Origin of the sequence: Lysobacter sp. Root667, assembly GCF_001427715.1 — a bacterium.
Taxonomy (GTDB): domain Bacteria; phylum Pseudomonadota; class Gammaproteobacteria; order Xanthomonadales; family Xanthomonadaceae; genus Lysobacter.
This window is the reverse complement of record NZ_LMHF01000016.1, coordinates 224,255-240,938: the sequence shown is the minus strand read 5'-3', so window position 1 is coordinate 240,938 and position 16,684 is coordinate 224,255. Positions and strand designations below refer to the sequence as shown.

Here is a 16,684-nt window from a genome sequence, read left to right as displayed (position 1 = left end):
GCAACCGCTGCTCAATCCAGTCCTTTCGATGCTCGTAGGACCGACCCGTGTAGCGGTCAATTCCGCACAGGAACGCGCGACGCACGCAGCGTTGCACGCAATGAAAAGTGCCGGCTTGGCCGGGTGGAATCAGCGACGCGCGTGCCTGGGTCATGTCGCCAGCATCGCGGCAATCCTATCCAAGCACAGTCAGAAACTTCTGATAGGGATGTAGGGCGGGTGCGGAATTGTGGGTGTCCTCGTTTCCTCCTCACGTTGTTCGAAGGATCGACCTGTGTAGTGATCGAAGCCACACAGGTACGCGCGACGTACGCAGCGCTGTACGCAATGATATGTACCGGCTTGGCCGGGTGGGATTAGCGAAGAGCGGGCCTGGGTCATGGGGCCAGCATCTTTGATTCATCGAACTCATACAGCCAGAAAAGTCTGAATCGGATGTCAGGCTAGTGCGGAACTGTGGGTGTCCTCGACTTCTCTTCTCGACTTCTCTTCCTCGACTTCTCTACCTCTTGATTCTCCTTCATCCTCTCGATTGACGGAAGCCTATAACGCTACGGAACACCATTGGGAATAGAAATCCGCGAGATCGAGGGACTCAGAATAAAAACTATCAGAAGAACCAGGACGGCATCGAATTCTCCCTTCAAACTCTGCGCGCCGACCAGAGTCAAAATTTGAAAATATATTCGAAATCTCAATAGCGAATCTAGACACATAACAGTCGCGCAAAGCTTCCACTGCAACTGTATACCCACTTTGCTGCTTTAGATGAAGACCATAAAGATTGTTTTTATATGCCTCAATGTGTCGCAACAACAAATCATAATCAACCACCCCCGCCCCACCATGACGACCACCTAACAACTCGCTTACGTGCGCAGAAAAAACCGCAAGCAGATCATCAAAAGCAACAATACCCGCTGAAGGAAGTTCAATAGACTTACCGGTCGTCAAACTAACGGCGCCCACGCTAAGGTGATCATGAACGCCTCCAGCATTAGCCAGAACAGCAAATCTCAACGCTGTCGAAGTATTTATCAGTATATTCATTAGAATTTCGGAGTCGGATATCTGGGACCGACTGTAACTTCAAAGTCGGCAGCGGGATTATATGGACATTTTCTTTGCTTCGCGGCAGCAATCAGATCAGCCAGGATCTTTCGTTGGGACATATATCTTTCAACGTGTCCAGGATCAAAGCGCCCACCCCTAAGCCCAGCTTTCGTCTGCATATCCCAACGCCTGAACCTTAAGTCCAACAAAATGACCTCAATTGAAAGCCCTAGCTGCTCGCAATCGCTGCCGTAACGTGGACAATTAAGCGCCTCTTCGACCTCATATTTTTCCGGATGGCCGACCCTCGGGTTCGGAGGCACCCAGGCTGGGTACGAACACTGCTCGATATTGATGAATAGGAAATACAGCACCACTTGACAACCAGCCAGACCACTGGGATCTATTGATGCATGAGGAGCACTTCCCACGTATCCGTACGTGCTTGCGCCTCCGGCCAGTCCTATAGGGTCACTTTGAGCATAGCGCCCATGCCCCGGCTCATAGTCACGAAAGTAGTTGTAGTCGAGCCCGCTTGCGCTGTCATAACGCTGCCCTGGGAACCGCAGATCGAACACAAACACGCTGCCGTTGTTGTCGGGGTCTTGATTCGGCGCGCTGTCGCCGAACGCTTCGTTGCCTAGCTGCCACGTCCACACCGATTTCTCCGCCACCGGGTCGATCACGTTGCGCGGCGTGCCCAGGTGATCGGCCTGGACGTAATGCAGCTTGTTGGTGTCGATCACGCCGACCGGCAGATCACGCAGCCAGACAATCTCTTGAATACGATTTCCGGCATGGTCGTACACGCCGACGGTATGCCCTGCTTCGTCGTAGCTGGCATAGGTCTGCGCGGTTGATGCTGTGGTCGGATAGCGCCGCGTCTGCTCGCCCCGTCCGTTATAGGCGTAGTTCATCACCGCANGCTTCGTCGTAGCTGGCATAGGTCTGCGCGGTTGATGCTGTGGTCGGATAGCGCCGCGTCTGCTCGCCCCGTCCGTTATAGGCGTAGTTCATCACCGCATTGCCGCCCTGCTTCACCTGCCCCATGCGGTTGGCGGCGGTGTAAACGTATTCCTGTGCGGTACCACCGACGGCGGTGGTGTTGCCGGCGGCGTCGTAGCTGCGTGCGGTGGCGCCAACCTGCGAGAGGCGATGGCTGGTGCTCGGGTAGGTGTAGGCCTGGGTGGCACCCGCGTCGGTCTTGCTGGTCCGGTTGCCGGTGGCGTCGTAGGTGTAGCCCTGCANAGAGGCGATGGCTGGTGCTCGGGTAGGTGTAGGCCTGGGTGGCACCCGCGTCGGTCTTGCTGGTCCGGTTGCCGGTGGCGTCGTAGGTGTAGCCCTGCAATAGGGCGTTGGTGGTGCCGTCGCGGGTTTCGGTCAGGCGGCCGAGCTTGTCGTAGGTGTAGGCGCGCAGCGGCGGTTCGGACTGGTCGCCCTTGCGCAGCTTGATCAGGTTGCCGACGGCGTCGAACTCGTAGCCCAGCGACAGGCCGYCCGGGCCGACGTCCTCGATCACGCCGGGCTGGTAGTTCTGGTTGTGGGTKCGCTTGAGGCGGCGGCCGTCGCCGTACTCCAGTTCGGCCGCGGGGCCGAAGGGGTAGTAGGTGACGCTGGTCAGCAGCACTTGGGCGGCCTGGCCCGGCTGGGTGACCGTGACGCCGCTGGGCTGGCCCAGGGCGTTGTAGGTGTAGGTCACCTGCAGGCCGCTGGGATAGGTGATGGAGGCCAGGCGGTCGGCCAGGGTGTAGCCGTAGACCAGGGTGAACACCTGGCCGTTAGTGGTTTGCACCTTGCGCACCACGTTGCCGCGGCGGTCGTAACAGTAGCGGGTGTTGCCGCTGCCGTCGTCCATGCGGGTCATCCGGCCGACGCTGAAGGTCTCGCCGGTTTGGCAGACGGCCTGGGTGGTGTCGTAGGTGTAGCCGACGTTGAGCGCGGTGTCGCTGTAGGCGATGCCGACGACGCGGTTGAGGGCGTCGTAGCTGTAGGTCGCGGTTTCGTTGCGGGCGTCGGTCTGGGTCTTGCGGTTGCCGGCGCTGTCGTAGCCGTAGCCGGTGACGCCGGTGTCCGGACTCGTCAGCTGGGTCAGGTCGCCCAGGCCGTTGTACTGGTACTGGGTGTTCAGGCCTTTGGGGTCGGTGACCTGGGTCAGGCGGTCCAGCGCGTCGTACTGNGGTCAGCTGGGTCAGGTCGCCCAGGCCGTTGTACTGGTACTGGGTGTTCAGGCCTTTGGGGTCGGTGACCTGGGTCAGGCGGTCCAGCGCGTCGTACTGGAACTGGGTCTGGGCGTTGATGCCAGCGGTGTCCTGCAGGGTCTGCACCAGACGGCCCAGTGGGTCGTAGTTATTGTCGGTGACCGTGCTTAGCGCATCGGTGGTGGCGTCGAGGTTGCCGGCCGCGTCGTAGACGTAGCCGGTGGCGTGGTTGTAGGCGTCCTTGCCGGTTTGCAGTTGGCCGAGCTGGTTGTAGACGCGCGACAGGGTACGCAGCAACACGCCGCCGCTGTCCTTGGTGTCTTCCTTGGTGCGCTGGCCGGCGTTGTCCAGGGTGTAGGCGATCTGGTTGCCGGTGTTGTCGGTGACCGTAGTCAAACGATGTGCGGCGTCGTAGCCGAACGTGGTGGTGCTGCCGTCGGGCTGGGTGATTTTGCTGACCAGACCGGTGGGCGTGTATTCGTAGCGAGTGATGGCATCGTCGGTCTCGCTGCCGGCGTTGGGGCCACGGACCTTGCTCGCGGTCAGCCAGCCGCGCGGGTGGTACTCCAGGTCGGTGACGACGCCATTGGCATCCTTGACCGACAACGGACGACCGGCGCCATCGTAGGCCAGGGTCTCGGCGACCTGACCCAAAGCATTAGTGACCTTCCACAGGTCGCCCTTGCGGTGCGGGCAGGTGGCGGGGGCGCTGGCGCAGCTGGCGTCGTCGCTGGGGTAGTAGGTGAACTGGGTGGTGTCGGCGACGTCGGTGCGCGGGCCGTTAATCGAAGTGACCAGGCCGAGCAGCGGACAGGTGCCGGCGGTGATGTCGGTCTGTTCGCAATAGGTGGTGGCGCTGGTGCGGGTGTTCGCAGGCGTCGCCGGGTCGATCGCGGTCGAGGTCAGCGCTTGGCCGCGGGCGTTGTAGCTGTAGTCCTGCCGGGCCAGCGCGGTGCCGGTGGCGGTGTAGGTCTGGCGCTGGGTGGGCAGATCCAGGGCCGTGTCCCATGCCGTGGTCTCGCTGCGCAGGCGGGTGCCGGCCGCGGCCAGCGCGTCCGTCGCCGGGCACTGGGCGGTGGTGGCCGCCGGATAGTCGTAACGGGCGATCACCCGCAGCCAGTCGGCATCGTAGTAAAGGCACGTCAGTTGATCGCCGCGACGGCGGGCGGTGACGTTCGACTTGGTGTCGTAGACGTTGCCGGCCGCGACGGATACCCCACCCGCCCCCGATTCCACGCGCTGGCTGGGCGCCTGCAAGCCCAAACGGGTCTGGAACTGGAACTGGATATTGCCGCCCAGCGGGGTCGTGACGTTGACGTTGGTGCCGTCGGCGCCGTAGTTCACCGCGTAGCGTTCGACGCCGCCGGCGTGCTCGGTGGACAGCGCGCGGGCGTTGTTGCTGTCGTAAGTGAAGGTGGCGAACGGCACACCGTTGTGCGCGACCTCGGTCAGGTACCAGCTGTTGACGATCTTGATGTAGCTGTAAGACGTGACCGACGCGCCCTGAGTGACGCTGGCCAGCTGCTGGTTGGCGTTGTAGGCGTAGGCGATGGCCTGCCCGTCGGGCAGATCGATGCGGGCCAGCAGTCCAAAGGCACCGTAGGTCAGCATGGACACGCGGCCATTGGCATCGGTGACGGACGCCACCCTGCCATCGGCATCGCGCGCATAGGTCGCCACCACGCGGCCATCGCGCAGCTCGCGCTGGAACTGGCCTTGAGCATCGTAGATTTCCTGCGCGTTACCCGGCTTGCGCAGCTCCCAGAACGTCTGGCCGTTCACCTGAAACGGGTTCAGGCGATAACGGCGCAGGTCGTCTTCGGGCTTCCACTGGCCGCCCGCGTCCTGGGTGAACGCCAGGGCCCGCCCGTCCTCGCGCATCACCAGCGCCGCCTGGAACTGCGACGGCCGCACATCGGTCACGATCAACTCACGCGTGAGATCGGAGAACCAAGAGCCACCCAAGGCGTTGGCCGAACCGACGAAGGTGGGCGACGAGTTGAAGGCGCGCGCCAAACCCAACTGCGCGGTGAGTTCGTCGCGCGCGCGCTCGATCTTGACGCCGCTGCCGCAGGAGATCGGGTTGCCCACGTCCGCGCAATGCACCAGAGGCTTGCTGGCCGTCAGCACCGTGGAATAGCGCACGCAGGTGAACTGGTTTTTCAGGTAGTTGTACCCGATGGGGCATACCTGCTTGGGCGTCACGTAGTTTTGGCGGAAGGAGTTGTACTGGATCTCGCCGTTCCACTGTATTTCGTCGTAGTAGCAGCCCACACCCAAGGTGGGATGGGTGCCATAGCGGCCGTTGGTGTACTGGGTAGGCCCCGGGAGGCGCGCGCCCACCAGCCGGCAGGCCAGGTTGCCATTGCTGAAATATCGGAGGCCGCCGCTACCGTCCGGATCAGCCTGATACATGGTGGTCGAAGGCAGCGAATGCTCCTGCGCCCAAGCATTGGCCGTTGCGCACAGCAACACCGCGAGCGCGAAGGCCCGTGCTATCCATTTCATCCCTTGTCCCCGACGCCTGCGATCAGCCGACATGATCGCGGACGGGCCGCATGCCGTACAAGGCATCTCGCTTGTGCATTCATGGCGTAGTGGGCTACGGCATGCCACGGCCGCGGTGCAGATGGCCCGCATGGCGCCGGGCTCGCAATTTCGCCCGCGCGGCGCAGTCGGGGAATGCCGCGTTGCGGTGTCAGATTTTTCTTGGGTGAAAAGTGGTGCGCGTAGGCACACACGACCGAAACGTGCGAGGCGCGATGCGCTCTGAGCCGTGTGTTTTCTGACTCTGGGCTCCGTGTGCGCCTTTAGTGAGCAGAAAATGTCTCAGACGGGAAACACCTGTCTGGTGGACGGCGAAGAAGATAGATGCACAGGCGCCGACGGCGGTACAGTCAACGCCGGTGACATCACGCAACTCTTGCGCACAGTGAAAGATCGGGTTCGCGTTCGCCTGACCGCCAGGGAACTATTGGACACCAAGGATGCTTGCCGAATGACAAAAACCTTCACTCGCACCCTGTTCGGCGCAGCCCTGCCAGCGCTCGTCCTATGCTTTGGATGCACACGTGTCGCCACGAAGCCGGCGGACGCTTCAACCACCTCGAACGCGCCACGCGCAGGGGCCGCCATGTCAGATAAGGCTCAACACTCCCCTTCATCGGCCGGGCTGCAGGCGCAGCTCCCCGAAGAAGTGGAGCGCAAGCTGCTCACACTCATCGACAGCCTCCAGAAACCGCAGGACCTCACGCTGGCTCGCTTCAGGTCGATGTTCTCGCCCGCTCAGGCCATGGGGCAGAACGGGGCTGAGGACTCCAGCTTCTACGAAGAGGTACCCGGCACCGACTGGACGCACGCACTCAGTTTTTCCGATGCCTCTGGTTCCGGCACGGCTTCTATCGAATATCGGCTCGACCATCCGAACTTGCATAGCGATGCGTTAGAGGCGGACTTCGGGAAAGTCTGCGGCCTTGACTTCGATGCCTATCGCAAAGCGCTGCTTTCGATGGGCTATCTCGAAGGCGCACCCTCGCCCGATCCGACGGGCTACGAGAGTCGCGGTGCCCTTAGCCACACGTTCAACCGGGCTGGCGTGGTGGTGGACGTCCTGTCTGCACGCGAGAACTCGGCGATTGACTCCGCACATGTGCGCAAGTGCATCCAAAAGATAGAAATTGGGGCGACGGCTGAGGCCGTTACGGAAGGCAAGTAACAGCTATGCCAGGACCGAACCCGCAGCTGGAAGCGGCGCCGCGGCAATTTACCCATCAGCACCGGTCTATGACGATGTAGCTATCGGCACCTCGCCGATGGGCTACACCGGCATCCGCGGCGGGCGCACGCAGGCGCACCGGCGCTTGATGCTGCGCAATTACCAATTTTCATGGGCTACACGTGATGCGCGTAGCACACGCGACCGAAACGTGCGAGGCGCCGCGTCGCGCGAGGGTGCGCGGAAACGCTGCCCTGCCCTGCGTTGGCGGGCGATGCGTCGGCCGTGGCTGCGCGCATCCGACGAGGCGCGGCGTTCACCGCCGCACCGCCGTCAGGTGCGGTCCGCGTCGGCGGCGGACCGCTGCCCTACTCCGCCGACGGGCGGGCCGCGTCCGCGATGCGCTCCAGGTCGTCGGCCAAGCGGTCGAAGCAACACGCCAGCGCCTCGGCCGAGATCGAAAGCTGATCGGGCGCGTCCTGGTCCTGCGGTTCGGTCAGCTGGGCGAGCAGGCGCAGGTGGTCGCGGGTTTGGGTTAGGGCTTGGTGGGCGGTGGCGGGCAACAGGTAGTTGCTGGGCGTGGCCACCGGAGTGCTGAGTCCGTTCTGCATGGGCTTCCCCTTCTAGTCGCGGGACTGCGACAAGATCATGATATTCGATTTTTGAATATTCGCAATGGGGATATAGCGTCCGTGTGGGCCTTTGGATGCCACACGTATGCCGACTAGCACGCTTTACAAGAAAGAGAACGAACTGCTCACAACAATGATGCGCGAGATGCGCATTGCTGCTGGATTGACACAAGCTGCATGCGCTGAGGCTTTGGGCAAGCCGCAATCGTTTGTGAGCAAGATCGAAGGCGGCAGCCAGAGAATCGATCTGATTCAGTTGCGCGAGTACTGCATCGTATGCGAAACGTCACTCACGAGTTTCGTTAAACGTTTTGAATCGAAGCTTTAGTCAAACCACAGGACACGAACAATGGCGGCTAGTATTTCAAGAGGAACAGCAACTCAACCAGCAAGAGATACTTCTTCCACAATACGTCTCAAGGCGTTAAAAGTCGGCCCGAACCCGCTGAAATCAATCTGATCAAACGGATGCACTGACCGAAAGATCATTTCAGCAAACTCCGCCTTTGACAGCGAAGCAGAAAATCCATCACTGAGCCGGACTACCTTATCTGAAACTATAGCTGCGGTCGCCCTAGGCTGAGCACGCTTAAACAAGCCATCCAAACTTATTCCATCCTGATCAAAATCCTCAGGCAAGAATACTCTTCGCGCCTCTGATGTCATGGCCACTAGCTGATTCTTTTGATAAAGATTTTCGATACAGAACCTCGTCCCCGTAAAGCCAGCGGGCTCACCCAGGCACATTGCGTAAACTCGGCTACCGAGCTGAAGATGCGCCCCCGGAGCAAGCCCAATTTTGTTCATATCCTTTATATTGTCATAGTCAAAAACCCCAACCGTAAGCTCAGGCACATCCGATTTTGCGATGCGCTGCAACGTCTTAAGAAGTTCGACATCGCCGATGTCGCCAGGGAAATTAAGGAAACGTGGTTTGAACTCGGCAAACTCTGCTCTTTCTTGAAACCATTTTAAAGCAGATTCAAGGTGAAGCAGATCCGTCTTTCCTTCGGTCATGACGCGAAAGGCTATACCCCGCAAGGGGCGCGGCATTAGTTTGCGAACACCGCCATAGTTTCTGTAGATAGATTCGGAAAAGCTCTTGTCACACCGAAGGTCGACATGCTGAGCGTAGTTAGTCTTACCCCGAACTAGCTGCTCTATAGACCCGCTCCCTCGTCGAAAAGCAACTGGTTTAGTCCACGCGCTCGCGATTTCGGTAGCTCTGGCAGCACCCTTCTTGTCAGCCAGATGCAATAGCACACGCAACTGCCGTCGCCAACGACGCGGCAGGGAAACACCTCTGTTGACGACTAAACCAGTTACTAGCTGTTGAGTCCGTTGCGACTTAGCCTTGAATTTTTTTTGATTTATAGTGAACCCAGAAGCATGGATGGCAGCAATCAACGCCGGGCCGACGAGATAGTTTCCATCGTATAGGGTAGCTATTATCGAAGGAACTTCAACCAAACTGGTGGAGAAGCAAATGTCGTCCGCGTAACGGGATACACGACAGCGATTGGCCTTAGCTAGTGCCAACAGCTTATGGTCGAGCGATCTACATATTAGATTAGATAGCACTGGAGAAGTCGGCGCTCCCTGCGGAAGGACGCCATCCTTACAACAAAGTTGCGCAATACAGGTCGCAACCTTTGGCGGAAATAAAAACGGCTTTCCTAGCAGAGCCCCTCTAACACGCGGGAATGTGATGCTCGGGAAGAAGTTTTCTAAGTCAACAAGGACCACGTGTCGCTGTCGCCGATGCAGACGGGCATGATCGATCACGCCCACACCATTGACGTAACCCTTTGCCACACCCGTAGCGGGTGCCAATTCGCGAAATACAGAAAGGAGCTTGCGCTGAATCTGCTTCAACGCGGGATGTGGCGCATCTATCGTCCTTGAACTGCCATCTCTTTTCGCCACTTGAAAAGTTATGTACTTCTGCGTAGCAGGAAGCACATACAGCAAGTAACAAAGCTTCTTGTCAGTCAGTCCAAGCCAACCGGCCAGTTCTGCGCGAGTCTTAAGACCGGAGAATGCTATCGCTTCCGGAGAAAGAGAAAGGGGCCCCATGGAGCATCAACCTACCGCGTTATACAGCGAACAGTATAAACATATGACCATGTAACTATATGAAAACTTAGAGGAATACATGGAGCGACGCTCCTGTTTTCACAAGTCCATTGATTGCCGACGAATGCATCGGCTAACGACATGCCCATGGGGCCCCTCCATAAAGATAAGCCGTCACATCGAGATATGCAACAGACAGAGCAATCGCAAAAAGTGAGCGCCACTCGGCGCAGTAAAGTAAGGTGAGCCTGACCTCCTATACACGGAGAACTCATATCACGAGGGATATACATTCAAAGACAACAACAGGGAATCTATATCAAGACACTAAGGAGTCCGGATGATGCGCCAACACTTTGCCTTTGCCAGCTACCCCCGCAACCAGTTGCAGCGCATTATTTCCAACTGATCCTTCAATCTCTTAAAGGAAGCGCTTCGTGATGCAATTTCCCTACTCCTCGATCGCTTAAGCAAAGCCGCGCCGTCCACGGATTTATTGTACGCAGGCAGACGTTGTCGCAAAATAGACAATCCATTTAACCCGTCGACGCTTTGGGGGGTTGTGTGGTCCGGCCACAGCAAAGGGTCAGCCACCATCCAGTTCTCAATCATTCTATCGGCCACCCCAATTACGACGCTATCGCAAACACCCTCTTCGCGTATTGCCTGGGCAAGACCATGCGCAAAATCATTTGCTGACTCGCACCGATCCTCTCTATCCACTACAATAATAATTGGGAAAAATTTCCCTCCCCACAATCTAATTAACGACGCCGCTCTTTTTGCTATCGCCCCCACCACAACACTTGAGCCATTGCAATTTATTATCTTAACCGGATGCCCTCCGCAAACTAATTGAATGAATTTTTGCTCGGTAACCCCCTCTACCAAGAAGGCCGGCTTCATCACTCGGACTCCACAGCATCAGCTAGGTAGTAATAACCCAGGCCAAACCCCGTCCTATTAATTTCAGCTGCAATATCTGAGCTATTAGACGGCCTAAAAGCAGTAGTGCCGGCGCTACCATACTCAACCAAAACCAGCTCATCTGGTCGAATGGCATTGAGAAGCGTCTCGCTATGAGTTGAAACCATCATAAACCCAGTGTCTTTGACCGAATTTCGCAAAAGCTGAACTATTTCTCTTTGCATTAATGGATGCAAGTAATTCTCCGGCTCCTCAAGCAAAAGAGCATCAGAAGACGTCAATAATCTTGCAACAAGCGACATCCACTTCACCGTGCCGTCCGACATTGCCCCGAGCGGCAAAACAGATTTCCTAACCCCAGAGCCGACTGTAATTCGGCATCGCAACAAATTGTCGAATGGATCGTTCTCCACATCCATGTCGGTGATTGATGGAATGGCGATGCGAACCAAATCCATAAATACTTTCCATGATGGTTTGAGAGGCTTAGGGGGCCTTCTCCATGTCACCATAAGTGAGCGGTCGAAGAACGACCTGCCCTTCTTGATTGCATATAGGGTCGCAGAAAGACCCGATCCATCAGACTCGATTCCTGGTTTACGCGTACTATCCTCTGGCTTCTTTACATGACTTGGAACAACATTAAGTATAAACCTACCTAAAAAATCGCTCACCACCGCAGCGAACACGTCGTCGTAACTGCCCATAGAGAAGAATATGGCGTGCTGCGAATAAATTCCTTGTTCCACAAATCGATTGAGGTCATCTCGGACTCTAGCCCGCCGCTTATCTTCATTCAACTTGCCTATTGTCAGCGTCGGCTTGTCAGTGCCAGCCTCATGCGCATAAGAAACATCCAGATAAAGAAAACTATCGCCAAACTCCGGCGAAACTCTTTCTATCACTAATGACTGTCTCGAAAATTGCACCTCCTGCCTGGCGGATGAAAAATTAATCTCGAAGCCATAGGAGTATGTGAAATGCGCGCCATCAACAAGTACTCGCCCATGAATCTCCCCCTGCATTTTTTCTGAAAAGCTGTTCTTACCTCGCTTAGAGAATACTTGCGCCACACCCCCGGCCTTACCGATAGCGTCCGATAGAGTTGTGAATACAAAATTTCTCAAGAAATCAAAAAAAAGAATTACATTGGTCTTGCCAGCCCCATTTGGCCCCACAAGAACATTCAGCCCCGGCTTAATTCCCAGATCAAAGTTAGTAAGTGACCTAAACCCTTTAACTAAAACCCGCTCAAACATACTGCCTCCAGCAAGGCGCAAAAGTAAAATTATTTACGAAGAATCTGATGCCATCGCGGCACCAAACCGCTGGGTATCGATCACGACGAACTCAGCGACATAAGGGGTGTTGCTGAGCAGGGTTAGCTGCCCCCTTTCGCAGCCACCGCCTCAGCTGACCGCGAGCGTGAAGTACCCCATCTGCAACGTACTGGTGTCGTTGACGGCCGTAACCACCGCATCCGGGTTGGTGCTGGTGACCGTGTCGGTGGTGATGCCGTTGATGATGGCGTGGAAGTAAAAAGTCTCGCTTAGGGACAGGGCCGCCATTTCGAAGTTGTTGCTGACCACCACGGTCTGCACCCACGCCCCGCTTTTGTGGAGGGTGAAGCTGACCGGGCTCAGGCAGGTCTTCTGGAACTGCATTTGGTCGCTTTGGGTGCTGGGCACTTCGATCACTTCGAAATCGTAGGTGCCCTGCGCTTGCACTTGCTTGACCTGCGCCAGGAAGCCGACGGGGCCGTTGGCGTCCATGGGGGCGGAGGTGTAGGTGTTGCCTTCGAGCATGGTTTCGGCGATGACTTGGTAGGTGCCCTCGGTGGGCACCGTCACGGTCTCGTTGGGGGCGATGCCCGGGATGCGGGCGAGGACGCGCTCGCCGGCCAGCACGACGAACTGGGCGATGTAATCGGTGGTGTTGCGCAGGGTGAGCGGCATGGGCGTCCTTGGTTAGTCGAAGGCGTTACAGGCAGGCGGTGGGCCGGGCCGGCTGCGTGGGCAGCGACCGGACATGGTGGGCGGGTGGGCTGGGGACATCCGGCGAATGGGGCGCGTGGCGTCAGGCTGGGCGGACCTGGGCGGCGTAACGGCCACGATGATGCCGACGGCGGCCAAGACGGCGCGCAGCCAGGCCAAGCCTATGAAGCCGATAAACATCGATCCCCTCCCTAGATTCGATGACGGCGCGTTGCCGGGCCCCGCGGCACTTGGACCGTGGCGGTGGGCACTGGCATTCCCCTAGAGGGCATGCTGCTACGAAATGTGCGCGCGATCAAATTCCGGCGGGCGCCGGCGGTTGCGGTGGCTACCGTCCCCTCTCATGGGGACGGTGTGCCGGAGGAAGGCGGCAGGCCGCCTCTCTATTTGCTTGCGGGGCTGGGGTGGGGCGGTGTGGGGGCGAATCGCGGCTTACGCCGCTCCTACAGGAAGCAGGTGGGCGGCGACGGGCGGCCGCCGCCTGCGGATGACGGGGGGCGCAAGGCGGGTGGGCCCGCCGTGCGCGTTGGTCAGCTCACCAGACTTCGCAGCGGTCCTTGGCCGGCCGCACCATCGGGGCGTCGGCCTTGCACTGGAAGGCCTGCTGGAACGCGGGCAGGTTCGAGAGCGGGCCGTTGACGCGGTACTTGGCGATGGGGTGTGGGTCGCCCTGGATCATGCTGCGCTGGGTTTCCAGGCGGGTTTCGTCGCCGCGCCATTGGCCCCAGGCGATGAAGAACTGTTGCTCGGGGGTGTAGCCGTCCAGGGTGGGTTCGGGGCCTTTGCCTTCGCGGGACTTGAGGTAGCCGCGGTAGGCGAGCTTGGCGCCGGCGAGGTCGCCGATGGATTCGCCCAGGACGAGTTTGCCGTTGTGGTGGACGCCGGGTTCGATGAAGTAGCCCTCGAATTGGTCGACGACGCATTGGCCCTTGGCGGCGAACTGGGTCTGGTCCTTGGGGGTCCACCAGTTGGCGAGGCGGCCTTGGGCGTCGAACTGGGCGCCCTGGTCGTCGAAGCCGTGGCTGATCTCGTGGCCGATGACCACGCCGATGGCGCCGTAGTTGACGGCGTCGGTGGCGTTCACGTCGAACGCGGGCGGCTGCAGGATGCCGGCGGGGAAGACGATCTCGTTCTGCGAGGGGTTGTAGTAGGCATTCGACGTGGGCGGGGTCATGCCCCAGCGGCTGCGGTCGGTGGGTTTGCCGATTTGGCTGCGCACGTCGGCGACGTTCCAGCGCGAGGCGGCCATGACGTTGTCCCAGGCGGAGGCGCGGGAAACGACGACGCCTTTGTAGTCCTTGAACTTGTCGGGGTAGCCGAGCTTGGGGAAGAAGGTGGCGCGTTTTTCCAGGGCTTTTTGCTTGGTGGCGTCGTCCATCCAGTCGATTTCGCGGATGGTGTCGTCCATGGCCAGCAGGATGTTCTTGACCATGTCCTGCATGCGGGCCTTGGCTTCGGGCGGGAAGTATTTTTCGACGTACTTCTGGCCCAGGGCTTCGCCCAGCTGGCTGTCGGTGAGTTCGGCGCAACGCTTCCAGCGCGGTTTGATCTGGGTGGTGCCGGCCAGGAACTTGCCGTTGAAGGCGAAGTTTTCTTCGACGAAGGGCGTGGATAGGGAGTCGGCGGCGTTGTTGAGCACCTGCCATTGCAGGTAGGTCTGCCACTGGGCGATGGGGGTGGTGGCCAGTTCTTTTTCGACCTGGCGCATGAACTTGGGCTGGGTGACGTTGACGGCGTTGCGCGGCATGCCGGCGGCGTCGAAGTATTTCGCCCAGTCGAAGCTGGGGACCAGTTTGGGCAGGTCGGCGAAGGCGGTGGGGTTGTCGAGCAGTTTCGGGTCGCGCATCTGCACGTTGTCGAACGAGGCTTCGGCCAGGCGCTTTTCGAAGGCGAAGACGGTTTGGGCGTTTTGCTGGGCCTGGGCCGGGGCGACGCCGGCCAGTTCGAACATCTTGGCGACGTGGACGAGGTACTTGGCGCGCGCTTCGACGAAGCGCGGTTCGGGTTTGAGGTAGTAGTCGCGGTCGGGCATGCCCAGGCCGCCGGCGTAGAAGTGGGCGACGGTCTGGGTCGGTTCGTGCAGGTCTTCGCCGGCGTAGACGATGAAGGGCACGAAGACGCCGACGTCGTGGAGCTTGCCGATCATGCGTTGCAGGTCGGCGTTGTTCTGCATGGCGCCGGCTTCGGCCAGCCAGGGTTGCACGGGTTGGCTGCCCAGGGCGTCGACGCGGGATTCGTCCATGCAGGCGGCGTAGAAGTCGCCGGCGAGCTGGCCGGCGCTGCCCTGGGGCCAGTCGGTGCGGGCGGAGAGTTCGTTGAGGATGTCGCGGACGTGTTCTTTGTTGACCTCGCCGGATTGCCAGCGGCGGCTCCAGCGGTCCATGTAGTCGGGGATGGGGTTTTGTTTGCGCCAGGTGCCGTTGGCGTAGTCGAAGAAGTCGGTGCAGGGGTCGCCGGCGCGGTTGACGTCGGCGGGCTGGATGCCGTGCACGGCGCCGGCGGAGGCGGTGGTGGATGCGGCGAGCAATACGACGAGGGGGAGACTGGACCTGATCACGGCAACGTCCTTGCTGGGTAGGTGGGGCCACTATCAGTCAGGGGCTGGGGGGCGGCTTGGGCCAGAAGTCCTGGGTGGGCGTTGTGGGTGATGGGGTGCGGGGATATGGGTTGGCCGCGGGTGTTTGGCTTTCTGTGGGAGCGGCGTGAGCCGCGATTGCGGGGGCGGCGCTGGGCGGTGGTTTGTCGCATGGCGGGTCGCGACTTACGTCGCTCCTACCCCAAAGCGTTGGGGTGGGTGGGGTTGGTTGGCTGTGGCGCGGTGGGTGGGGTGGCGCGTATCGCGGCTTACGCCGCTCCCACAGAGAGCAGCAGCCGGTGCGCGGTGTGTGGCTGCCTGTGGGAGCAGCAGACGGTGCGCGGTGTGTGGCTGCCTGTGGGAGCGGCGTGAGCCGCGATTGCGAGGGTCGGCGCTAGGCGGTGGTTTGTCGCAAGGCGGGTCGCGACTTACGTCGCTCCTACCCCAGAGCGGTGGTGGGGGTGGGGGTGGGGTTGGGTGGCTGTGGCGCGGTGGGTGGGGTGGCGCGTCGCGGCTTACGCCGCTCCCACAGGGAGCGGCCGGTCTCGACGCTGTTTGGCTTTCTGTGGGAGCGGCGTGAGCCGCGATTGCGGGTGGCGGCGCTAGGTGCGGGTTTGTCGCAAGGCGGGTCGCGACTTACGTCGCTCCTACCCCAAAGCGGTGGGGTGGTTGGGGTGGTTGGCTGTGGCGCGGTGGGTGGGGTGGCGTATCGCGGCTTACGCCGCTCCCACAGGGAGCCGCGCATCGCTTACCTCCGCTGCTCCCACAGGGAGCTACATATCGCTTACCCCGCCGCTTCCACGGGCAGCCGAACATCGCCCACGCCTGCCGCTTTGGGGTAGGAGCGGCGTGAGCCGCGATGGGGTTGGGAGGTGCCCTCACCTGCCCTGGGTTTCTCACTTAAGCTGCGGATCGGTGCGCCGGTGGATTACGGCGCGGCGTGCAATGGGGAGCGCAGGCACGGTCGATGGCGCCTGCATCGGATGGATCACTCAGGGGGAACGGGATGAACCGATACGGGACGAAGCGCTGGCTGGGCTTGATGGCCGCAGCCGGCTTGGGTGCGCTGACGGGATGCGCGTCGGTGGGACGGGAGGCGGCGGTGGGTACTCCGATGGAGGATCGTCCGATCGTCGGTGCGGGCTTCGTCGGGCAGCCGGCCGGTTGGCCGGACGCGGTGCCGCTGCCGGAGGGCGCGGAGATCGACGGCCACCGCTGCGCGAATCGGTACTGCACGCTGTGGTTCGGGCTGATGACCCTGGATGAGGCGATGGTGCTCAAGCGCCGGTACATCAAGATGCTCAAGGACAGCGGCAAGTGGGAGCAGTTGGGTTCGCCGGGCGACCCCTACGAGCCCGAGGCGTTCCGTTACACGGGCGCGGTGGAGTCCGGGTGCGGCTACACGCTGGAGATCAAGCAGGGTTCCGTCCCCAACGACTATTACCACCGCTGGCGTGTGACGACGTCGATGACCTGGTAAGGCGCGCGGCTGCGGCGCGCGGCCGACGGAGGGC

General features: G+C 60.1%; 11 protein-coding genes and 2 pseudogenes. 3 read left to right on the top strand and 10 right to left on the bottom strand.

What is annotated here, in order from left to right:
• Positions 1-543 precede the first annotated feature (543 nt).
• The 4 genes and pseudogenes from ASD78_RS21035 to ASD78_RS19685 form a co-directional block, all read right to left on the bottom strand.
• Positions 544-1,050 (bottom strand): hypothetical protein, encoded by a 507-nt coding sequence (locus ASD78_RS21035; RefSeq protein ID WP_156087907.1) that lies wholly within the window; start codon positions 1,048-1,050, stop codon positions 544-546.
• Positions 1,050-1,970 (bottom strand): RHS repeat-associated core domain-containing protein, encoded by a 921-nt coding sequence (locus ASD78_RS20340; protein ID WP_200944290.1) that lies wholly within the window; start codon positions 1,968-1,970, stop codon positions 1,050-1,052. The genes ASD78_RS21035 and ASD78_RS20340 overlap by 1 nt, the downstream gene beginning before the upstream one ends.
• Before the next feature lie 331 nt (positions 1,971-2,301).
• Positions 2,302-3,181 (bottom strand): annotated as a pseudogene (locus tag ASD78_RS19690) (RHS repeat protein); the annotation flags it as partial.
• 49 nt (positions 3,182-3,230) lie between these two features.
• Positions 3,231-5,759 (bottom strand): annotated as a pseudogene (locus ASD78_RS19685) (hypothetical protein); the annotation flags it as partial.
• Positions 5,760-6,075: 316 nt separating this feature from the next.
• Between ASD78_RS19685 and ASD78_RS19680 the strand changes: the two are divergent.
• The gene (locus ASD78_RS19680; protein ID WP_156087905.1) at positions 6,076-6,966 is read left to right on the top strand and encodes a hypothetical protein; all 891 of its coding nucleotides are present in this window, start codon (positions 6,076-6,078) and stop codon (positions 6,964-6,966) included.
• Positions 6,967-7,334: 368 nt separating this feature from the next.
• Here ASD78_RS19680 and ASD78_RS19675 read toward each other — a convergent pair whose 3' ends face one another.
• Positions 7,335-7,577, bottom strand: coding sequence for a hypothetical protein (locus ASD78_RS19675; protein WP_056104665.1), 243 nt, complete (start codon positions 7,575-7,577; stop codon positions 7,335-7,337).
• A gap of 106 nt (positions 7,578-7,683) precedes the next feature.
• Between ASD78_RS19675 and ASD78_RS20335 the strand changes: the two genes are divergently transcribed.
• Complete coding sequence (locus ASD78_RS20335; RefSeq protein WP_082575745.1) at positions 7,684-7,926, top strand: helix-turn-helix transcriptional regulator; 243 nt, start codon at positions 7,684-7,686, stop codon at positions 7,924-7,926.
• A 53-nt stretch (positions 7,927-7,979) separates the two neighbouring features.
• On the opposite strand, the gene ASD78_RS20330 is transcribed toward ASD78_RS20335, so the two are convergent.
• From ASD78_RS20330 to ASD78_RS19660, 5 genes are all read right to left on the bottom strand, one after another.
• Positions 7,980-9,674, bottom strand: coding sequence for a reverse transcriptase domain-containing protein (locus ASD78_RS20330; protein WP_082575744.1), 1,695 nt, complete (start codon positions 9,672-9,674; stop codon positions 7,980-7,982).
• A gap of 369 nt (positions 9,675-10,043) precedes the next feature.
• A complete protein-coding gene (locus tag ASD78_RS21030; protein WP_156087904.1) occupies positions 10,044-10,580 on the bottom strand; it encodes a hypothetical protein in 537 nt (178 codons plus the stop codon).
• On the bottom strand, positions 10,580-11,860 hold the full coding sequence (locus ASD78_RS20325) for an ATP-binding protein (RefSeq protein WP_082575743.1): 1,281 nt from the start codon (positions 11,858-11,860) through the stop codon (positions 10,580-10,582). Before ASD78_RS20325 ends, ASD78_RS21030 begins: the two co-directional genes overlap by 1 nt.
• Positions 11,861-12,010: 150 nt before the next feature.
• Positions 12,011-12,556, bottom strand: coding sequence for a hypothetical protein (locus ASD78_RS19670; RefSeq protein ID WP_056104662.1), 546 nt, complete (start codon positions 12,554-12,556; stop codon positions 12,011-12,013).
• Between the two features lie 574 nt (positions 12,557-13,130).
• Positions 13,131-15,152 (bottom strand): M13 family metallopeptidase, encoded by a 2,022-nt coding sequence (locus ASD78_RS19660; protein WP_082575742.1) that lies wholly within the window; start codon positions 15,150-15,152, stop codon positions 13,131-13,133.
• Between the two features lie 1,024 nt (positions 15,153-16,176).
• On the opposite strand from ASD78_RS19660, the gene ASD78_RS19655 reads away from it, so the two are divergent.
• Positions 16,177-16,650 carry a hypothetical protein gene (locus ASD78_RS19655; protein ID WP_056104653.1) on the top strand — a complete coding sequence of 158 codons (474 nt, stop codon included), beginning with the start codon at positions 16,177-16,179 and terminating at the stop codon, positions 16,648-16,650.
• The last annotated feature ends 34 nt before the right edge of the window (positions 16,651-16,684 follow it).